Origin of the sequence: Pseudomonas sp. BIGb0278 (assembly GCF_024809895.1) — a bacterium.
Classification (GTDB): Bacteria; Pseudomonadota; Gammaproteobacteria; order Pseudomonadales; family Pseudomonadaceae; genus Aquipseudomonas; species Aquipseudomonas shirazensis.
Map to the genome: position 1 here is coordinate 1,687,470 of NZ_JANUEL010000001.1, position 18,878 is coordinate 1,706,347.

General features: G+C 62.5%; 19 protein-coding genes. 12 read left to right on the forward strand and 7 right to left on the reverse strand.

What is annotated here, in order from left to right:
• The first annotated feature begins 53 nt into the window (after window positions 1-53).
• Both M2396_RS07695 and M2396_RS07700 read left to right on the forward strand, forming a co-directional pair.
• On the forward strand, window positions 54-2,483 hold the full coding sequence (locus M2396_RS07695) for a TonB-dependent siderophore receptor (RefSeq protein ID WP_259074078.1): 2,430 nt from the start codon (window positions 54-56) through the stop codon (window positions 2,481-2,483).
• 138 nt (window positions 2,484-2,621) lie between these two features.
• Window positions 2,622-2,825 (forward strand): hypothetical protein, encoded by a 204-nt coding sequence (locus M2396_RS07700; RefSeq protein ID WP_150569503.1) that lies wholly within the window; start codon window positions 2,622-2,624, stop codon window positions 2,823-2,825.
• 5 nt (window positions 2,826-2,830) lie between these two features.
• On the opposite strand, the gene M2396_RS07705 is transcribed toward M2396_RS07700, so the two are convergent.
• The 3 genes from M2396_RS07705 to M2396_RS07715 form a co-directional block, all read right to left on the reverse strand.
• On the reverse strand, window positions 2,831-3,655 hold the full coding sequence (locus M2396_RS07705) for an ABC transporter substrate-binding protein (protein WP_188035770.1): 825 nt from the start codon (window positions 3,653-3,655) through the stop codon (window positions 2,831-2,833).
• 149 nt (window positions 3,656-3,804) lie between these two features.
• Window positions 3,805-4,545, reverse strand: coding sequence for an SDR family NAD(P)-dependent oxidoreductase (locus M2396_RS07710; RefSeq protein WP_259074080.1), 741 nt, complete (start codon window positions 4,543-4,545; stop codon window positions 3,805-3,807).
• Window positions 4,546-4,589: 44 nt separating this feature from the next.
• Window positions 4,590-5,417 (reverse strand): amidohydrolase, encoded by an 828-nt coding sequence (locus tag M2396_RS07715; protein ID WP_101318691.1) that lies wholly within the window; start codon window positions 5,415-5,417, stop codon window positions 4,590-4,592.
• A 143-nt stretch (window positions 5,418-5,560) separates the two neighbouring features.
• Between M2396_RS07715 and M2396_RS07720 the strand changes: the two genes are divergently transcribed.
• A complete protein-coding gene (locus M2396_RS07720) occupies window positions 5,561-6,514 on the forward strand; it encodes a LysR family transcriptional regulator (RefSeq protein WP_150569507.1) in 954 nt (317 codons plus the stop codon).
• Window position 6,515: 1 nt separating this feature from the next.
• Here the strand turns inward: M2396_RS07720 and M2396_RS07725 are convergent, their stop codons facing one another.
• Window positions 6,516-7,409, reverse strand: coding sequence for a LysR family transcriptional regulator (locus tag M2396_RS07725; RefSeq protein WP_259074082.1), 894 nt, complete (start codon window positions 7,407-7,409; stop codon window positions 6,516-6,518).
• Between the two features lie 151 nt (window positions 7,410-7,560).
• Between M2396_RS07725 and M2396_RS07730 the strand changes: the two genes are divergently transcribed.
• From M2396_RS07730 to M2396_RS07755, 6 genes are all read left to right on the forward strand, one after another.
• Entirely contained in the window at window positions 7,561-8,736 is a 1,176-nt protein-coding gene (locus M2396_RS07730) for an MFS transporter (RefSeq protein WP_259074242.1), read from the forward strand.
• A 71-nt stretch (window positions 8,737-8,807) separates the two neighbouring features.
• Window positions 8,808-9,869: an SDR family oxidoreductase gene (locus M2396_RS07735; RefSeq protein ID WP_150572926.1), complete on the forward strand. Its 1,062-nt coding sequence runs from the start codon at window positions 8,808-8,810 to the stop codon at window positions 9,867-9,869.
• 99 nt (window positions 9,870-9,968) lie between these two features.
• Window positions 9,969-10,124 (forward strand): DUF2986 domain-containing protein, encoded by a 156-nt coding sequence (locus M2396_RS07740; RefSeq protein WP_101318684.1) that lies wholly within the window; start codon window positions 9,969-9,971, stop codon window positions 10,122-10,124.
• A gap of 385 nt (window positions 10,125-10,509) precedes the next feature.
• A complete protein-coding gene (locus tag M2396_RS07745; RefSeq protein WP_101318682.1) occupies window positions 10,510-11,229 on the forward strand; it encodes a gluconate 2-dehydrogenase subunit 3 family protein in 720 nt (239 codons plus the stop codon).
• A 36-nt stretch (window positions 11,230-11,265) separates the two neighbouring features.
• A complete protein-coding gene (locus M2396_RS07750; RefSeq protein WP_150569511.1) occupies window positions 11,266-13,035 on the forward strand; it encodes a GMC family oxidoreductase in 1,770 nt (589 codons plus the stop codon).
• Window positions 13,036-13,151: 116 nt separating this feature from the next.
• Window positions 13,152-14,363, forward strand: a complete 1,212-nt coding sequence (locus M2396_RS07755; protein ID WP_409035092.1) for a c-type cytochrome — start codon at window positions 13,152-13,154, stop codon at window positions 14,361-14,363.
• 52 nt (window positions 14,364-14,415) lie between these two features.
• Here M2396_RS07755 and M2396_RS07760 read toward each other — a convergent pair whose 3' ends face one another.
• Genes M2396_RS07760 through M2396_RS07770 form a run of 3 tightly spaced genes read right to left on the reverse strand, consistent with a single transcriptional unit; the run spans window position 14,416 to window position 16,423 of the window.
• The gene (locus M2396_RS07760; protein ID WP_150569513.1) at window positions 14,416-14,733 is read right to left on the reverse strand and encodes a hypothetical protein; all 318 of its coding nucleotides are present in this window, start codon (window positions 14,731-14,733) and stop codon (window positions 14,416-14,418) included.
• On the reverse strand, window positions 14,733-14,882 hold the full coding sequence (locus M2396_RS07765; RefSeq protein WP_181089522.1) for a hypothetical protein: 150 nt from the start codon (window positions 14,880-14,882) through the stop codon (window positions 14,733-14,735). The genes M2396_RS07760 and M2396_RS07765 overlap by 1 nt, the downstream gene beginning before the upstream one ends.
• Window positions 14,883-14,941: 59 nt before the next feature.
• On the reverse strand, window positions 14,942-16,423 hold the full coding sequence (locus M2396_RS07770) for a helix-turn-helix transcriptional regulator (protein WP_259074083.1): 1,482 nt from the start codon (window positions 16,421-16,423) through the stop codon (window positions 14,942-14,944).
• A 231-nt stretch (window positions 16,424-16,654) separates the two neighbouring features.
• Here M2396_RS07770 and M2396_RS07775 point away from each other — a divergent pair, with 231 nt between their 5' ends.
• From M2396_RS07775 to M2396_RS07785, 3 genes are all read left to right on the forward strand, one after another.
• Window positions 16,655-17,644 (forward strand): hypothetical protein, encoded by a 990-nt coding sequence (locus M2396_RS07775; RefSeq protein ID WP_150569636.1) that lies wholly within the window; start codon window positions 16,655-16,657, stop codon window positions 17,642-17,644.
• Window positions 17,645-17,777: 133 nt separating this feature from the next.
• Entirely contained in the window at window positions 17,778-17,957 is a 180-nt protein-coding gene (locus M2396_RS07780) for a CsbD family protein (RefSeq protein WP_101318671.1), read from the forward strand.
• A 68-nt stretch (window positions 17,958-18,025) separates the two neighbouring features.
• Window positions 18,026-18,796, forward strand: coding sequence for an SDR family NAD(P)-dependent oxidoreductase (locus tag M2396_RS07785; RefSeq protein ID WP_259074085.1), 771 nt, complete (start codon window positions 18,026-18,028; stop codon window positions 18,794-18,796).
• Window positions 18,797-18,878 lie beyond the last annotated feature (82 nt).

Sequence of the window (18,878 nt, forward strand, 5' to 3'; positions counted from 1 at the left end):
AATCAGCGAAGGGCAGATAAGCCCGCCTGCCACCCACAACGAGATTTCACGCCATGACCGCCCCTTTCCCGGTTGGCCGCCTCAGCGCCAGCCTTCGCAGCGCCCTGCTCCTCTCCACCCTGCTTGGGCTGGGCCTGGCCATGCCCGCCAAGGCTGCCGACAGCAGCGAGCGCGATTACCACATCCAGGCCGGCGACCTCGGCACTGCGCTGACCCGTTTCGCTGCTGAAAGCGGCGTGGTGCTGTCGTTCGACCCAGCGCTGACGCGGGGTCTGGCTACAGCTGGCCTGGATGGCAGCTTTGCTGCCGATCAAGGCCTGCAACGACTGTTGCTCAATTCCGGCCTGCAAGCGGTGCGCGAGGGCGACGGTCGTTACTCGCTGCAACCGATCGCACAGGACGGCGCGGCCCTGGAGCTGGGCGCCACCGAAGTGATTTCCAATCAGTTGGGTACCGTCAGCGAGGGCACCGGCTCGTACACCCCAGGCTCGATCGCCACCGCCACCCGGCTGGTACTGACCCCGCGCCAGACGCCACAGTCGATCACCGTGGTCACCCGTCAGCACATGGATGACTTCGGCCTCAACAGCGTCGACGACGTCATGCGTCACACCCCGGGCATTACCGTTTCAGCCTTCGACAGCGAGCGCAGCAACTACTACGCGCGCGGCTTTTCGATCAACAACTTCCAGTACGACGGCATCCCCTCGACCGCGCGCAACGTCGGCTATTCAGCCGGCAACACCCTCAGTGACATGGCCATCTACGACCGCGTCGAGGTGCTCAAGGGCGCGACTGGTTTGCTCACCGGCGCCGGCTCGCTGGGTGCGACCATCAACCTGGTACGCAAAAAGCCTACGGCCGACTTCCAGGGCCACGCGACGCTGGGCGCAGGCTCGTGGGACAACTACCGCAGCGAGCTGGACGTCAGCGGCCCGCTCAACGACAGCGGCAACGTGCGTGGGCGAGCGGTAGCGGCCTATCAGGACAAGCACTCGTTCCTGGACCGCTACTCGCGCAAGACCCCGGTGTACTACGGCATCCTCGAGTTCGACCTGTCGCCAGACACCCTGCTCACCGTCGGCGGCGACTATCAGGACAGCCTGCCCAAGGCCTCGTCGTGGTCAGGCAGTTTCCCCCTGCTCAACGCCCAAGGCCAGCACAACAACATCTCGCGCTCGTTCAACAATGCGGCTGACTGGAGCAGTTGGGAGCAGTACACCCGCACCGTGTTCGCCATGCTTGAGCACAACTTCGACAACGGCTGGGTGAGCAAACTGCAGGTCGATCACAAGATCAATGGTTACCACGCGGTGATGGGCACCATTCAGGGCACCACGCCGAATGCCGACGGCACCTCGGCGATCGTCCCCGGCAAGTTCACCGGCGAGACTGTCAGCGACTCGGCCGACCTGTATGCCTCCGGCCCGTTCAGCCTGTTTGGGCGGGAACACGAACTGGTGGTCGGCGGCTCCATCGCCCACTCCAACTGGGATGGCAAAGGCTACTGGAACTACACCCTGCGCGAGCCCAACGTAGTCGACTTCAACAACTGGCACGGCAACATTGCCGAACCGGACTGGGGCAGGCCGTCGCAGCGTACCGACGATACCGTGCGCCAGACCGGCGCCTACTTCACCACCCGGCTCAACATCACTGACGACCTGAAAGTGCTGCTCGGCGGTCGGGTGGTCAACTATACCATCACGGGCCTGAACCCGACCTACAGGGAAAGCGGCCGCTTCGTGCCCTACGTCGGCGCCATCTACGACCTCAACGACACCTACTCGGTGTACGCCAGCTACACCGATATCTTCATGCCGCAGGAAGCCTTCAATCGTGATCGCGACAACAAGATGCTCGAGCCGGACGAAGGCCAGAACTACGAGATTGGTCTGAAAGCCGAGTTTCTCGATGGCCGCCTGAACGCCAGCGCCGCTTACTTCGAGGTGCATGAGGACAACCGCTCGATTTCCGATGACGAATACAACGATCGCGTGCCCACGCCAGACAATTATGCCTTCAAGGGCACTCAGGCAGTCACCAAAGGCTACGAGATCGAAGCGTCCGGCGAGCTTGCGCCGGGTTGGCAGGTCCAGGCCGGCTACACCCACAAGATCGTGCGTGATGACAACAACCTGAAGATCTCCACCTTCGAACCTGAAGATCAGGTCACCCTGTACACCAGCTACAAGCTGACCGGTGCACTCGACAAGCTGACTATCGGCGGCGGCGCGCGCTGGCAGAGCGTAGCCTGGCAGGACATCTACAACACGCCGCAGGCGCGCTACGAGGAGTTTTCGCAAAAGGCCTACTGGCTGGTCGATGCCATGGCCCGCTACCAGTTCACCAAGCAGCTGTCCGCGACCGTCAACGCCAACAACCTGTTCGACAAGACTTACTACACCAACCTTGGTTTCTACAAAGCGGGCGCCTATGGCGAGCCGCGCAACTACATGCTGACCACCCGCTGGGACTTCTGACCGCGCCCCGAGGACGTGGCGCCCGCAACGGGCGCCCTGGTGCGGCAGGCTGCCGTCGGTCGCCCAATCATGAGCCTCCTTGCACGCTTGCATGATGCAGACTAATAGTTAATGCATCTGCCTGGGGAGGCACTCGACATGCAGCCGCGCTTTGTTGTGGTTCCGGCTATGCCAAAAGAAAAACCGTGCCCGCAGCACGGTATTCGTCTTTTTACAGGGGCGGCCTGCAGCGGCTTCAACCTGTACGACAACGTCGAAAAGCTGCGATTGCAACTGACCTTCAATCAGCGAGCTGAGGCTGAAGCGGAGTGCTCGCGGCTTAACGTGAGTGCGCCTGGCTGAAACGTTCAGGGCTTGCCAGGCAACGTTCCGGGCTCGTTCTGACTGCGCCAACGCTGCAGGTTGTGCATGACCCACTGCGCGGGCAACGGCCCGGCGGCCACCTCTTGCATGCTCGCCGCCAGCCGCTGGCGCAGCTCGGCCACGTTGCATGGCGCATTGTGCGACACGGCCAGGTACAAACCCTCGGCAGATACCGGCGGCTCAAGCATCTGCAGCTTGTGCTCCACACCCAGCGTGCGCGCCAGTGCCATGCCGGGATAGCGTTCGAACAGCACGTAGTCGTTGCGTTTGTGCAGCAGCTTCTCGAACGCCTGGTGGGCGCTGGGCACGGCTTCCAGGTTGAGATTGGCGCTGGCGAAGTCATCGAACGCCTGGCCGTGGCTGTTGTTGACCAGGGTGCCGCCACTGCGTCCTTTCAGGTCGTCCCATTTGACGTAGGCAAAGCCGTCATCACGACGGACCCAGACCATACTGGCGGTGGTCAGAAAGGCCGGCTTGATGAAGTCCATGGTCTGTTCGCGCGTTTGCGTGATGAACAGACCGGCAAGCAGGTCGATACGGCCGTTGCGTACCTGCTCTTGCGCCCGCGACCACGGCCCGCTGTAGACCACGGCGATGTCGATGCCCAGTTGCCTGGCCACATGCTGGAGCAAGTCGACATTGGCGCCGATCAGCAGTGCCGGGTTGTCCGGGTCGCGCCACAGGTACGGTGGATATTCCGGATTACCGGTAGCGGTCAGGTGCCGACAGTCGTCCGCTGCCATCGCAGCCATCGGCAGCAGCAGAATCAGCGACAACAAGCAGCACCGCCAGCGACAGCGTTCGAGCATTGGCGACCCTCGGCAAGGATGACGGTGCGTCTGCCCAAGCAATCCCGGGAGACTGACGACGCCCCGTCAGTCTGGCCCAGAATTGCCCGGGCGCCAATGCGCGCGTGGCGGGTTTGCATGCCGCAGGTCAATCGTTGGCAACAATCCCGTCAATAGGTGGCTCGGCCGCCACTGAGGTCGAACACGAAGCCGGTGGTGAAGCTGCACTCTGGGCCGGCGATCCAGGTGACCATGTTGGCGATTTCTTCGGCCTTGAGGAACCGCCCCATGGGGATCTTGGCCTTGCTCGCGTCGATGTGCTCTTGGGTCATCTCGGCCATCAGTGGCGTCTCGACCATGGCAGGTGCCACACAGTTGAGCAGCACCCCGTCCTGCGCCAGCTCCTTGGCTGCAGCCTTGGTGAAGGCGATCACACCAGCCTTGGCCGCCGAATAGCCGGAAATGTACTGCACGCCGTCCTTGCCGGCCATCGAGGCGATATTGACGATGCGGCCGTAGCCGCGTTCGCGCATATGCGGGATGACCGTGCGGCAGCAATAAAACACGCCGTTCAAGTCAATCGCGATGACCTTGTCCCAGGCTTCTACCGGATACTCCCAGGACGGCAGCACCGGCCCGTTGATGCCGGCGTTGTTGACCAGAATATCGACCCGGCCCAGGTTCTCGATCAGTTCGGCAAAGGCCGACTCGACCGAGGCCAGCGAGGCGACATCGACGGCCTGGCACATTGCGGGCTCCAAGCCAGCGGCAGTGCTGTCCCAGCTATCCACCGCCAGATCCCAGATGACGATACGGGCGCCTTCGGCATGCAGCCGGCGGGCAATGGCCAGGCCGATGCCGCGCATGCCACCGGTCACAATCGCGGTTTGTCCTTCGAGGTGCAGGCTCACGGTGTTGCTCCTTGGTTGAGATTACAGGCGGTGATGGCCGCGGCTCAGGCAAAGCCGAACAGCCGGCGTGGGGTGTCCCACATGATCTCGCGGCGCAGTTGCGGGTCTGGCATCAGCCGCTCGGCAAGCTTGAGCAGCGGGCCGTAGTCGATCCGCGAGTGCTGACGAATGAACGGCCAGTCCGAGCCCCACACGCAGGCGTTTGGGCCGAATGCCTCGATCAAGGCCTGCACATAGGCATGGCTCTGGGCGTGCAAGGCATCGGCCGCGGCAAACTTCTGCATACCCGACAGCTTGACGCTGGCGCGCCCGGAACGCGCCAGCTTGAGCAACGCCTGAAAGCCCGGTTGCCCTACCCCGGCCGCAGCGTTCGGCCGGCCACAGTGATCAATCAGCAGGCGCACCGGGCTACGTTCGAGCAGTCCGTGCAGCTCCAGCAACTGGTCATCACACACCTGAATCTGGGCAAACATGCCCAACTCGGCCAGCTTGGCCAGACGTGCTTCGGCACCATCCATGGTTTGCAGGCCGTACAGCGCCGGGTTGAAGGCAACCCCAACTACGCCCTGGGCCTGCAGCGCAGCCAAGGCGTCGAGGCTGATAGCGTTGTCGACCACCGCAATGCCCTTGAAACGGCCCTGACCAGCTGCCAATGCCGCCAGCAGACAACGGTTGTCGGTGTGGTAGCCACTGTTGGGGCCGACCAGTAAGGCATTGCATACGCCGTAGGCAGCCATGACCTCCTCCCACTGCGTCAGCGTGGCCACTTCCTGGCCGGAGGGCGCATACGGCGCATCGGGGTGATAGGGGTAAGCTACTGGATCAAACAAATGGTTATGGCAGTCGATCTTTGGCTCGTCGAAAATACTCATGCGTTTCTCTCTCCAGACGCCGCAGCGCGGGCCCGCAAATCTTGGTATTGTCGCCACCGACATGGCGCCAGGCAGGAGCTAACGATACTGCGCAGCCGCCACCAGCGCTCATACCTGGATGAGCAAGACCATAACCAAAGGTAATGATTATGCCCTCAGACCGACCGAGTGCAGATCACATGCTGTTCAAGCTGCGGCACATGGAAGTATTCCGCGCGGTGATGCTGACCGGCTCGATCAGCGCCGCGGCCAAGCTGCTCTATGTCTCGCAACCAGCGGTGAGCAAGCTCATGGGCTACATCGAAGGGCGCCTGGGCTACCGCTTGTTCGAACGGATCAACAATCGCCTGGTACCGACCGGCGAGGCGCAGGTCCTCTATCGTGAAGTCGAGCGGGTGTACCAAGCGGCGTTGGTAGTCAACGACTGTGCGCTGGCACTGGCCAGCGGTGCCCAGCGCACCTTGCGCCTGTGCTGCAGTGCCTCGCTGTCGACCGTGGTCATCCCGGCAGCGCTGGCCCAGCTCAAGCGCGAGGTGCCGGCGCTGAATATCGAATGGCAGACCACGCTCATGGTCGAGATGGCCAATCAGATCCTGTCGAAAAAGGTCGACCTGGCCATCGCCGCCCTGCCGCTGCCGCACGACCACCTGCACTCGGTGCCCTACATGCGCGGGCGCATGGTTGCGCTGATGCCGTTCGACCACCCGTTGGCGCATCACCCATCCCTGTCATTGCAACAACTGCAGGGCTATCCCCTGCTGCTGTTCCGCCCGGACATGGCATTCGGTCAATTGCTCGGCGAGGCCTTCAGCCGCTGCGGCGTGCAGCTTGATTCGCTGTTGTCGTTCACCAATGCAGTGGAGGCCGTGGCACTGGTCAAGCAAGGCATGGGTATGACCATCATCGACGAGTTCGTCGCCCAGGACAGCGGCCTCAAAACTGTGCCGCTAAGTGATGAGATCAGCTTCGATATCAGCTTTGTCTACTCGCGCTTCGAGCCACCAGCCCAGGCCACGCTGCAATTGATGCGTATCTTGCAGGCGCAGGCAATGCAGCTGGGCCGGGCGATCGAACCAGTCGAACCGGCGCTCACCTGAGCTACGGGCGATAGCGCATCGCCTCGACAAAGGCGGTAAATGCTGGCGAGGGCTGGCGCCGATTCGGGTAATAAAGGTGAAAGCCCTGAAAGTACGGGCACCAGTCCGCCAGCACTTCCTGCAAGCGCCCCTCAGCGATCAGTGGCGCCGCCAGGGCGTACGGCACGTAGCCAAGGCCGATACCGTCAACCGCGCTGTTGAGCACGTGCATGATGCTGTTGACCACCAACTGGCCCTCGCCCTTCACGGTAAAGGCCTGGCCATCCTTCTCGAATTCCCACGCATAGATCGATCCATCAGGGCGGTGGCGGATATTCAGGCAGCGGTGCTCAGTCAGCTGGTGTGGCGTCTGCGGTATGCCGTGAGCGGCGAAATATTCGGGTGAAGCAACCACCGCAAGGCGCCAGTCCGGGCTGATGCGCACGGCGATCATGTCCTTGCTGATCGACTCGCCCATTCTGATCCCGGCGTCGAAACGCTGCTCGACCACGTTGGTGAAGCCGTAGTCCACCATCAGCTCCAGGGTGATATCCGGGTAGGTCTGCAGAAAGGCCTTCAGCTTGGGCCGGATGTACAGATCGATGGCGTCATCGGTGCAGGTGATGCGCAGGGTCCCGGCAGGCTTGTCGCGCAGCTCGCCGAGCGCCTCGACCTGCTCGGCAATCTGCTCGAACAGCGGCGCCAGCGACTGCAGCAAGCGCTGCCCGGCCTCGGTGGGCGCGACATTGCGGGTAGTCCTGGCCAGCAACCGTACGCCCAGGCGCTGCTCCAACGCACGCATCGCATGGCTCAACGCCGACGGCGTGACGCCCAGCTGGGCCGCTGCCTTGGTAAAACTCTGTTCCTGGGCGACAGCGATGAACGCTTGCAGGTCGTTGATCTTGGCGTGCTTCATTGCTGAGATTTTCTCACAACCACATTCAGATTCCCTCTACTAATCAGCAGACGCTCTATCAGTCAAGATTTAAACCACGACACGTCAGCTGCATTGTCCTTCAAAAACGGAATCCATTATGTCCAGCCCAACCATCGAGGCCTCGCCGGGTATGCACCGCAACGACGGCCAGGGCAGTGCGCCCGCTTACTGGAGCGGCATCTTTGCCATGACCCTGTGCGTGTTCGCGCTGATTGCCTCCGAGTTCATGCCGGTAAGCCTGCTTACGCCAATCGCTCGCGACCTGAGCGTCAGCGAAGGGCTGGCCGGCTACGGCATTGCCATCTCCGGCGCATTCGCCGTGCTGACCAGCCTGACCATCGCCAGGCTGGCCGGCTCGCTCGACCGCAAGGCCCTGCTGCTGTTATTGACCGCACTGATGTGCGTATCTGGGCTGATTGTCGGCTCGGCCAGCAATTACAGCGTCTACATGCTCGGCCGTGCCCTGATCGGCGTGGTCATCGGCGGCTTCTGGTCGATGTCTGCGGCGGTTGCCATGCGCCTGGTGCCCAAGGCCAGCGTGCCCAGGGCGCTGGTCATCTTCAATAGCGGCAATGCGCTGGCCACTGTCATTGCCGCGCCATTAGGCAGCTATCTTGGTGGTGTCATCGGCTGGCGCGGCGCATTCTATTGCCTGGTGCCGGTGGCATTGCTCGCGCTGGTCTGGCAATGGTTGAGCCTGCCGTCGATGCCGACGCATGAGCGAGCTGGCCCGTCGGGCAGCGTCCTGGCGCTATTGAAAAGGCCCATCGTGATACTGGGCATGCTCGCTGTCGGCGTGTTCTTCATAGGCCAATTCATGCTGTTCACCTACGTGCGGCCCTTTCTGGAAAGCGTCAGCCGGGTAAATGTGACCACCTTGTCGATGATCCTGCTTGGCCTGGGCGTCTCGGGTTTTATCGGCACAGTGCTGATCGGCGCCTTCCTCAAGCGCAACCTGTACCGGCCATTGATCGTCATCCCGTTGTTGATGGCTGTCATCGGCGTAGGCCTGGTCATGTTCGGCACTTCGGTACCCGCCGTGTCCGCCCTGCTCGCCCTGTGGGGCCTGTTTGCCACTGCTGCACCGGTGGGCTGGTGGGCTTGGCTGGCCGAGTCGCTGCCCAATGATGCAGAAGCCGGCGGCGGGCTGATGGTGGCGGTAATCCAGTTGTCCATCGCACTCGGCTCGACCGCAGGCGGGGTACTCTTCGACAGCAGTGGCTATCGGCTGACATTCTTTACCAGCGCCGCACTGCTGGTCCTGTCAGCGCTGCTGACCCTGCGCGCCGCTCGGGCCAGCGGCTGAATCGAACACAGATCAGCTTGAACCTCTGGCGTGCTGGCCTGCTCAGAAAACCATTACTTGAGGAGAACATCATGACCCAGACAGCTTTGGTAGTCGGCGCCAGCGGCATCGTCGGCAGCGCCATCACCCAGCTTTTGCTCGACAATCACTGGCAGGTGGCAGCGCTTTCGCGTACGCCAACGGCGGCGCCGGGGATCATCCCGGTGGCCGCAGACCTGCAAGACCCTGCCTCGCTGCAGGCGGCGCTGGCCGACCTCAAGCCTACCCACGTATTCATCACCACCTGGTCGCGCCAGGCCAGCGAAGCGGAAAACATCCGCGTCAATGGCGCCATGGTGCGCAATGTGCTCGCGGCGCTGCGCCCGGCAGGCAGCGTCAAACACGTCGCTCTGGTCACTGGCTTGAAACACTACCTTGGCCCCTTCGAGGCCTATGGCAAGGGCAGCCTGCCGCAGACGCCGTTTCGTGAGGAACAAGGCCGGCTGGATGTCGAGAACTTCTACTACGCCCAGGAAGACGAACTGTTTGCCGCTGCCGAGCGCGATGGTTTCACCTGGAGCGTTCACCGCCCGCACACCGTCACCGGCGTGGCCGTCGGCAATGCGATGAACATGGCAACCACCCTCGCCGTATACGCCAGCATCTGCAAGCAAAGCGGCCGCCCGTTCGTGTTCCCCGGCTCGCGCGTGCAGTGGCAGAGCCTGACCGACATGACTGACGCCCGCCAGCTCGCGCAGCAGCAACTATGGGCGGCGACTACCCCTGAAGCCGCCAATCAGGCGTTCAACATCACCAATGGCGATGTGTTCCGCTGGCAGTGGATGTGGGGCCGGATCGCCAATTACTTCGGCCTCACACCCGCGCCCTTCCCCGAGTCGCCGGCGCCGCTGGAGGCGCAGATGGCCGATGACCAGGCGCTGTGGAGCCAGATCGTCGCCGAGCATGGCCTCAAAGAAGCCGACATCAGCCGCCTGGTCTCGCCCTGGCACACCGATGCCGACCTCGGCCGGCCGATCGAAGTCGTGACCGACATGAGCAAGAGTCGGCTGCTGGGCTTCAGTGCCTATCAAGCAAGTGATCGGGCGTTTTTCGAGGTGTTTGATCAATTGCGAGAGGCACGTTTGATTCCCTGAGGTTTACGCTTCAATCGCTCTGTGCGCCGGGCAGCCGGCGCACACGCGCGAGCCGAAATCGCGATATCATGCCGGCGTCCACTCGCAGGTAGAAAGCACATGAACCGCCAGAAAAAACTGCAACAGCTGTTCAAGGCCAAGGCGCAAAAAGCCAACGCCAAACTCGCCCCGAAAAAACCTAAGTACATCTGCAAGGCTGACCGTCTGAAAGCCGCTGCCGAAGCAGCTGAGGCCGCCGTATCCAGCCCTGAATAAAGCGGGCAGACAGCTCTCGCGACCGGCATCCATCACTCAGCTGGTGCATTGAAGGCCTGCGACGATAGCGACATTGACATCCGTCGAGAAATGTTTTGTAACATACTCGGTAGCTTGCTATGCTTCTCGCTACCCGTGATGTCCAAATCAGGCCTAATGACGCCCTCGAGAGGGTCGTTCATTCAAGCCACGCGACTGCCAGGCTTCATACAAGAGCAGCGCCCAATTCAGTCTCCCCACACTTCGTAGAGCCGTTTTTGCTGTAGTGCCTGACCAGGCGCACTGAAAGATAGCGCTATCTCATCTGAGACTATCGCGGCTCCTACAGGTAACGGATTACCGGATACATCTCGGGTTCCTCGTGAATAGTCATAGGTGAACCCGCATGCTGATTGCCACGCAAACATCGCGAAGAAAGTTTCTGCTGTCCTCGCTGATCGCCTTGCCCGCCATGGGCATCGCCCTCAACGGCCTGAGCGCCGCTGCCGCCGCCGAGCTCGCCGCGCCGAGCCTGGACAGCTACACGCCGATCTTTTTCACTGCAGCCGAATGGACCTTCATCCTGGCTGCCTGCGACCGCTTGATCCCTGCTGATGGCCGCGGCCCCGGTGCGCTGGAGACCAACGTGCCGATCTTCATCGACCAGCAACTGGCCGGCGACCTGGGTAGCGAGGTGTACCTTGAGGGCCCGTTCGACGTCAACGCGCCGGCCACCCTCGGCTACCAGCTGCCGTTCACTCCGCAGCAGATCTACCGCCAGGGCATCGCCGCGCTCGAAGGCTGGTGCCAGGCCAAATACGGCCAACACTTCGCCCTGCTGTCCCTGAGCGATCGCGAGCAGGTGCTCAAGCAGATGCAGAACGGCCAGGTCGACTTTGCCGCCCACGGCGAGCCTGTGCTCAAGGCCAAGCTGCTGTTCAGCGAACTGCTCAACATCACCCGCCAGGGCTGGCTTGCCGACCCGATCTACGGCGGCAACAAAGGCATGAAGGCGTGGATTGCGATCGGCTTCCCCGGCGCGCGTGCTAGCTACCTGGAATGGGTAGCCCAGCACAACGTCCCCTACCCGCTCGGCCCGGTCAGCCTGACCGGCCAGCGCGGTTGAACCCTTCGCCAAGCGACAGAGCATTCAAGGTTACCTATGCCAAACATTACCAATGACGAAGTCGATGTAGTCGTGGTCGGCCTCGGTTGGGCCGGCTCGCTGATGAGCATCGAGCTCGCCCAGGCCGGTCTCAAGGTGCGCGCCCTGGAACGTGGCGAAGACCGCAGCAATGCCGACTTCACCTACCCCAAGCCCGCCGACCAGTACGCTTACGGCGTGCGCAACAAGATCATGGTCACGCCCAAGGACGGCGCCCTCACCGTGCGCCACAACATGCAGAGCACCGCTCTGCCGACTCGCCAGTGGGGCGCATTCGTGCCCGGCACCGGCGTCGGCGGCTCGGGCCTGCATTGGACCGGCGTGCTGATCCGGCCAACGCCGACCGACATCAAACTCAAGACCTACGCCGACCAGGCCTACAAACCCGGCGTGCTGGGTGAAGGTATGCAGATCCAGGACTACCCGTTCACCTGGGAAGAAATCGAGCCGTACCTGGATAAATTCGACAAGATCTGCGGTCTGTCGGGCAATACCGGCAACCTGCAGGGGCGCATCGTCGAAGGCGGCGACCCGTTCGAAGGGCCACGCTCGAGCCCCTTCCCGCTGCCGGCGCTGGAAGACACGCTGAACAACACGATGTTCGCCGAAGCCGCGCGCAAGCTGGGTTATCACCCGTTCCCCAACCCTTCGGCCAACGTTTCGCGCGCCTGGAAAAACCCCTACGGCAACCAGATCGCGCCGTGCAACTACTGCGGTTATTGCAGCAAGTACCCGTGCCTGAACTACTCCAAGGCCTCGCCGCAAACCGCGGTGATGGACTCTCTCAAGCGCATGGACAACTTCGATTACCGCACCAACGCCAACGTCCTGCGGGTTGAGCTGCACGCCGACGGCAAGACTGCCAAGGGCGTGACCTATGCCGATGGCCAGGGTAACGAAGTGTTCCAGCCGGCCAAGATCGTCGTACTGGCGGGCTTCCAGTTCGTCAACGTGCGCCTGATGCTGCTGTCGGGTATCGGCCAGCCGTACAGCCCGCTGACCGGCAAGGGCACCATCGGCCGCAACTATGCCTTCCTCAGCGTTGGCGGCAGCACCCTGTTCTTCAAGGACAAGACCTTCAACCCGTTCGCCACCGCCGGCGCCACCGGGCAGATGTTCAACGACATCTCGCCAGGCAACTTCGACGGCCCGGCACTGGGCGTGATCGGCGGCGCCAAGATCCACAGCTCGCAGGCCACCGGGACGCCGATCGGCACCGCCCTGCCCGCCGGCACCCCTGAGTGGGGCCAGGGCTGGAAAGAAGGCATGCAGGACTGGTACGGCCATTCGATGAAGGTCAGCATCTCTACCGGCTGCATGTCCTATCGCGAGCACTACCTGGACCTCGACCCGACCTACAAGGACCCGTGGGGCCAGCCGCTGTTGCGGATCACCTTCGACTGGAAGCCCAACGAGCTGAAACTGCAGCAGCACCTGCGTGGCATCGTTGGCGACATCACCAAGGAGCTCAACCCCGACAGCGTCAGCGAAAGCTACCTGGACATGGATTCGCACTGGGACATCACCAAGTACGTCTCCACCCACAACGTCGGCGGCGCGATCATGGGCGACTCGCCCGAGACCAGCGCGCTCAACCGCTATCTGCAGAGCTGGGACGTGCACAACGTATTCGTCCCCGGCGGCAACGCCTTCCCGCAGAACTTCCAGGCCAACCCGACCGCGCTGATCGGCGCGCTGACCCTGTTCGCCGCCCAGGCGATCAAGGACCAGTACCTGAAAAACCCTGGCCCGCTGGTGCAGGCATGAGGAGCGCTTCGATGAAATCGACCCTGATCCGTCTGCTCCTGCTCGCGGCCCTGCTGGCATTGCTGGCCTGGGCCGTGAGCCTGTGGCTGAACCGCTCCGGCGACGCCAGCGCGCAGATGCCACAGCCGATCACCGAACAGTTGATCGACAAGGGCGCCTACCTGGCCCGGGTGGGCGACTGCGTGGCCTGCCACACCAGCCACGATGGCGGCAAGGCGTTCGCCGGGGGCCTGGGCATTGCCTCGCCAATCGGCACCATCTACTCCACCAACATCACCCCCGACCACAAGACCGGTATCGGCGCCTGGAGCTACGGTGAGTTCGAACGGGCCATGCGCCGCGGTATCGGCCATGACGGCAGTGCGCTGTATCCGGCGATGCCCTACCCGTCCTATGCCAAGGTCAGCGATGCCGACCTGCAGGCGCTGTATGCCTACTTCATGAAGGGTGTGGCGCCGGTGGAACAGGCCAACAAAGCCAATGGCATTGCCTGGCCGCTGTCGATCCGTTGGCCGCTGGCGTACTGGCGCGCGCTGTTCTCGCCTACGCCCGAAGCGGCTGCGGCCGACGCCGTGAGCATCGACGATGCCCAACTACAGCGCGGCGCCTACCTGGTTCAGGGCCTTGGCCACTGTGGCTCATGCCACACGCCACGGGCACTGACCATGCAGGAGCAAGGGCTGGACGAGCGCACTGGCAGCTATCTCAGCGGCGCTGAGCTCAATGGCTGGGCGGTACCGGCGCTGCGCGGCATGCCGCACTGGAGCGAGCAGCAGATCGTTGACTACCTGGGCACCGGGCGCAACAGCATCGCCGCTGTGGCGGGCGAGATGAAGGATGTGGTCGCCAACAGTACCTCGCACATGAGCGACGAAGACCTGCTGGCGATGGCCGCCTACCTCAAATCGCTGGAGGCCACCGGTAAAGGTGAGTATCAGCACGCCCCGCAGCGCAGCCAGGCCACCATCGCCAAACTGACGGCGGCCAAGGACCTGGATCTGGGTCAGCGGCTGTACCTGGACAACTGTGGCGCGTGTCACTTTGTCACCGGCCAGGGCGCCGAGCAGGTTTTCCCGCGGCTTGACGGTGCTTCGGTGGTCAATGCCGAGAACCCGTCGGCGCTGATCCAGGTAATCCTCGCGGGTGCCATGACGCCGTCCACCGAACGTGCCCCTTCGGTGCTGCCGATGCCCGGCTTTGCCGAGCGCATGGACGATGCTGAAGTGGCCGCGCTGGCGAGCTTCCTGCGCCATGGCTGGTCGAACCAGGCCTCGAAGGTGACTGCGGCACAGGTCCGTGAAGTACGCGCCGCGCTCCAGCATCACTGAGGTGCCATAGCGCAATTGTCGCGGGCCGTCCTGGCCCGCGATAGCCGCTTGCTCAGGTCTGCAAACCCTCATACCACTGCGCATAGGGTGTATTCCGGACCTTGTGCCGATTGAAGTCGGCACTGCCATCGTCCCACCACACCGGGCCGCGTTCGCCCAAGGCTACCTTGGCCGCCTGCACGCCTGCTCTAGCCTCGCGCAACGCCTCTGCATCCACACTGCCCTTGGCCGCTTTCACAGCCCGTCGAGCAGTCATCAGCTCATTCACCAAGCGTTGCCGCTCTGGCTCGGCCAGGCTGGGATTGGAGCAGCGCCAGAGCACCCCATCGATCACGAAATAACGACCATCAGGTGTGGTTGGCGCGGCCATCAGTCGGCCTCTTCTGGCTCGACCGGATCGATATCTTCCTCTTCCTCAACCACCTCGGTGTGGCCATGGTTGGCAGGCTTTTGCGGGTCGTTGATGAACGGCACGCCGCTGGGCCCCTGTTCTTCCAAACCTTCCGTTGCTGGGTTCATTGTCAGTACCTCTCCAGTGATCAATGCGTACCGTTAGAGACCCGCGCGCCGGCCAACGTTCAACCCTGGCGCACGAACAGGCGCCGGTCGCGAGCCCAGACAATGGCCTCGCTGCGGCTGTGCACATCGAGCTTGGAGTACACCGTCGCCACGTGGTTACGCACGGTGTTGGGCGCCAGCTTGAGCCGCGCGGCGATTTCCTTGTCAGCCAGGCCTTCGCAGATCAGGCCCAGCACTTCGCGCTCGCGCGCGGTCAGGTCGGTCACTGACGCCGGCGGGAATTGGCGGGTGTTGAGATTCTTGGCGTTGGCCAGTTTTTCGATCAGGGTCTGGCTGAACCAGGACGCATCGTGCATCACCGTCTCAATGGCTTCCACCAGCTCAAGCTCGGAGCGTTTGCGCTCGGTGATGTCCATCACCACCAGCAGGTAGCACGGCGAGTCCTGCAGGCTGACGGTGTCGGCGGCGAGCACGCAGTCGATGATCTCGCCGCCCTTCTTGCGCAACTTCAAGTCCAGGCCCTCGATGCGTCCGGACTTTTCCAGCAGGTCGAACAGCTGAGTGCTCACCTCGCGGCCTTCGACCACATCCAGCTCATCAACGGTACGGCCGATCAGCTCCTGCGCGGTGTAGCCCAGGGTCGCCAGGAACGCCTCGTTGGCGTCCACCACCTGCTGGCGGTCAGCACTGCACACCAGGGTCGGCACCGGGTTCAGGCGAAACGCCTTGGCGAAGCGCTCTTCACTCTGGCGCAACGCGGTTTCGGCCTTGCGCCGTGGCTCAAGGTCGGTAAAGGAAAACAGCATGCAGTCTTCTTCGTGCATGTCCAGTGGCTGGCCGGCAACGATCACCAGCTTGCTGCCGCCTTCAGGCAGGCGCAATTCGGCCTGCATCTGCGGGATGGTACCGCCGCTGGTCAAGCGTTCGATGGCAAGGTCCTTGCGCTCGGCGTTTTCCAGCACGTCGACCTCGTACACCGAGCGGCCGATGACGTTCTCCCGGGTGTGCCCGGTCATCTCCAGAAAGCCCTGGTTGACCCTGATGAAACGCAGGTCGCTCAAGCGGCAGATCACCGCCGGTGCCGGGTTGGCGTTGAAGGTCTTTTCAAAGCGTTGCTCGGCACTCGCCCACTGGGTGGCATCGGCGATGATCAGCACCAGTGACTCCGGGGCGCCCTTGCTGTCCTCCAGGACCATGCTGCGGATGCGCTGCACGCGCATGCGCTCTTCTTCATCGCCTATCCGCAGCACCTCGACCAGCACATCACTGAACACGTCACCGGCCGTGACCCGGCTGATCGGGTATTGCTCGGGCTCCAGCGGGTGGTTGTTGCGATAGCGCAAGGCAAACCGCTCGCGGTACTCCTCTGCGTTTGCGCCCAGCTCGCTGATCTCGCTGACACCGTGCATCTGCAGGGCAGCTTCGTTGGCCCAGAGGATGGTCTGATCGACCTCGACCAGGATCACCCCATCGGACAACCCGGAGATGATCTGCTGCAACTGGCGGCGGTTAGTTTCTCGGGCAAGCACAGCGTCGCTCATGGGTCGATCTCCAGTGGGTCAAGGCGCACCCGGGTTAGAAGCACGCCGTGGCAAAAGGTGCCCGCCCAGCTTAGTGCATCGCCTGCCCGTGCAGATTAGTGCGAATGCACCAGATCGGGGGGTGCAGATGCGTCATTACAGGCCTTGGACGCCTGGGCAAACTCAAATCACGGTCCACCCACGGGTGACTGAACTGGAATCTGCCTTGCTGAGGATGCATAGATGACTGACATGACTGACGCGTACGCAACCACTACCGCAGTGCCTGCCCAGCCATTGCGGGTATCGTGGAGCTCGGTGTTCGCCGGTGGTGCAATTGCCCTGGTGACTTATCTGCTGTTGAGCGTGCTCGGTACCGCGATCGGTGCTGGCGCGGTTGATCCGCTCGAAGCCGGCAACCCGCTGCGCGGATTCGGCACCGGTGCCGGTATCTGGTTGTTCGCCAGCACCCTGCTTGCAGTAGCTGCTGGTGCGTGGGTGGCAGGCCGCACGGCCCCCACTCGCGGCGGCCTGCATGGCCTGTTGAGCTGGACCATCACCACCCTGCTCACCACCTGGCTGCTGGCCTCGCTGGCCACCGGTGTGGTCGGCACCGCCGGCAATATCGCGGGCAAAGGCTTGTCGCTGGCCGCTGATGGCGTAGCCGCAGCAGCGCCGGGGGTTGGCCAGAGCATCAAGCAGCAGCTCGACAAGAACGGTATCAGCCTGGACTGGGACAGCCTCAAGGCTGAGCTGGACAAAACCCTGCAACAGTCCGGCAAAGCAGGCCTGGCGCCGAATAATGTTGACCAAAGCGCTGCCCAGGTGAGCGCCGAGACCGAACAGGCTGCGACCACCGTCGCCAATGACCCGACTCAAGCCATGGAGCAACTGCAGCAGTGGTTCGACCGCATCAAGCAGGCTGGCGACCCAGCGCTGAGCGCCGCTGACAAGGATGCACTGGTCAACATCGTGGCTGCTCGGACCGGCAAGAGCCGCGAAGAAGCCCAGCAGGTCGTCGACAACTACGCCCGTGCTTACCAGCAGGCTGCAGAGAAAGTCGAAGCCCTCAAGCAACAGGCTGAGCAGCAAGCCCGCGAAGCAGCTGACGTAGCCGCCAAGAACCTGTCCAAAGCAGCCTGGGGCACCTTGATCACCCTGCTTATCAGCGGCGCACTGAGCTTTGCTATCGGTCGCTTTGCGCTGACCAGCCGTAACCGCCAGATCGCAACGCTGCGCTGATTAGTTGATGGCAATGAAAGCGAAGAAGATGAAACCGAATTTATTTTCGCCAGGAGGTGCAACTGTTGAAAGCGGCAAGCGGTCATTAAAGATGTCGACGACACACACATACTATTGAGCTAGGAGAACGTCCATGAGCGGTACTTCTGACAAAATCAAAGGCATGGCTAACGAAGCTGTTGGTAAAGTAAAACAAGCCGTTGGCAAGGCCACCGACAACACTGAACTGGAAGTCAAAGGCAAGGTTCAGGAGAAGAAAGGTGAAGCTCAGCAAGTGGTAGGCGATGTGAAGAACACAGTGGACAAACACTGATAGTGTCGCCAACGTAACCCAGAACGGTCGTCCTCGGACGGCCGTTTTTTGCGTTTCCGAGGTAGTCAATGAAACTGATTCCCGCGCTCGCTGCCCCTGCCAGTGCACTGATCTGCGGCGCCAGCCAAGGCATTGGCCTGGCTCTGTGTCAAAGCCTGCTCGCCCACCCTGACGTCGAGCGGGTATACGCAGTAGCGCGGCACGCCAGTACCAGCGCTGAGCTGGAAGCATTGGCCCAGGAGCATGGCCAACGCCTGCTGCGGTTTGACTGCGACGCCCGCGATGAGCAAGCGCTGGAACAGTTGGCGCGCGAAGTTGGCGCGAGCTGCCAGCACTTGCACCTGGTGATCAGCACTCTGGGTATTCTTCAGCAGGACGGCGCCCGCGCCGAAAAGAGCCTGGCGCAACTCGACCTCAGCGGCCTGCAAGCCACTTTCGCGACCAATGCCTTTGCTCCCGTCTTGCTGCTCAAGCACTTGCTGCCACTGCTGCGCAGGCAACCGACAACCTTCGTTGCGCTGTCGGCACGGGTCGGTTCGATCGACGACAACCAGCTTGGCGGCTGGTACAGCTACCGCGCCAGCAAAGCCGCTCTCAATCAATTGCTGCGCACCGCCAGCATCGAACTGCGCCGAATCAACCCCGCATCCACCGTATTGCTGGTGCACCCTGGCACCACTGACACACAGCTGTCCCGGCCCTTTCAGGCCAATGTACCCGCCGAGCAGCTATTCACCACTGCGTTTGCCGCCAAGTGCATCCTCGAGCTGGCACGCCAGCATGGGCCCGAGCAGAGCGGTAGTTTCTGGGCCTGGGATGGCAAGCCGATCAGTTGGTAAGTCATGAACGGCGCCAACCGATAGACAGTTCATCGGGAACTGCCCGCCACTCCTCATCCTCGAGTTCATGCAGCCGATAACC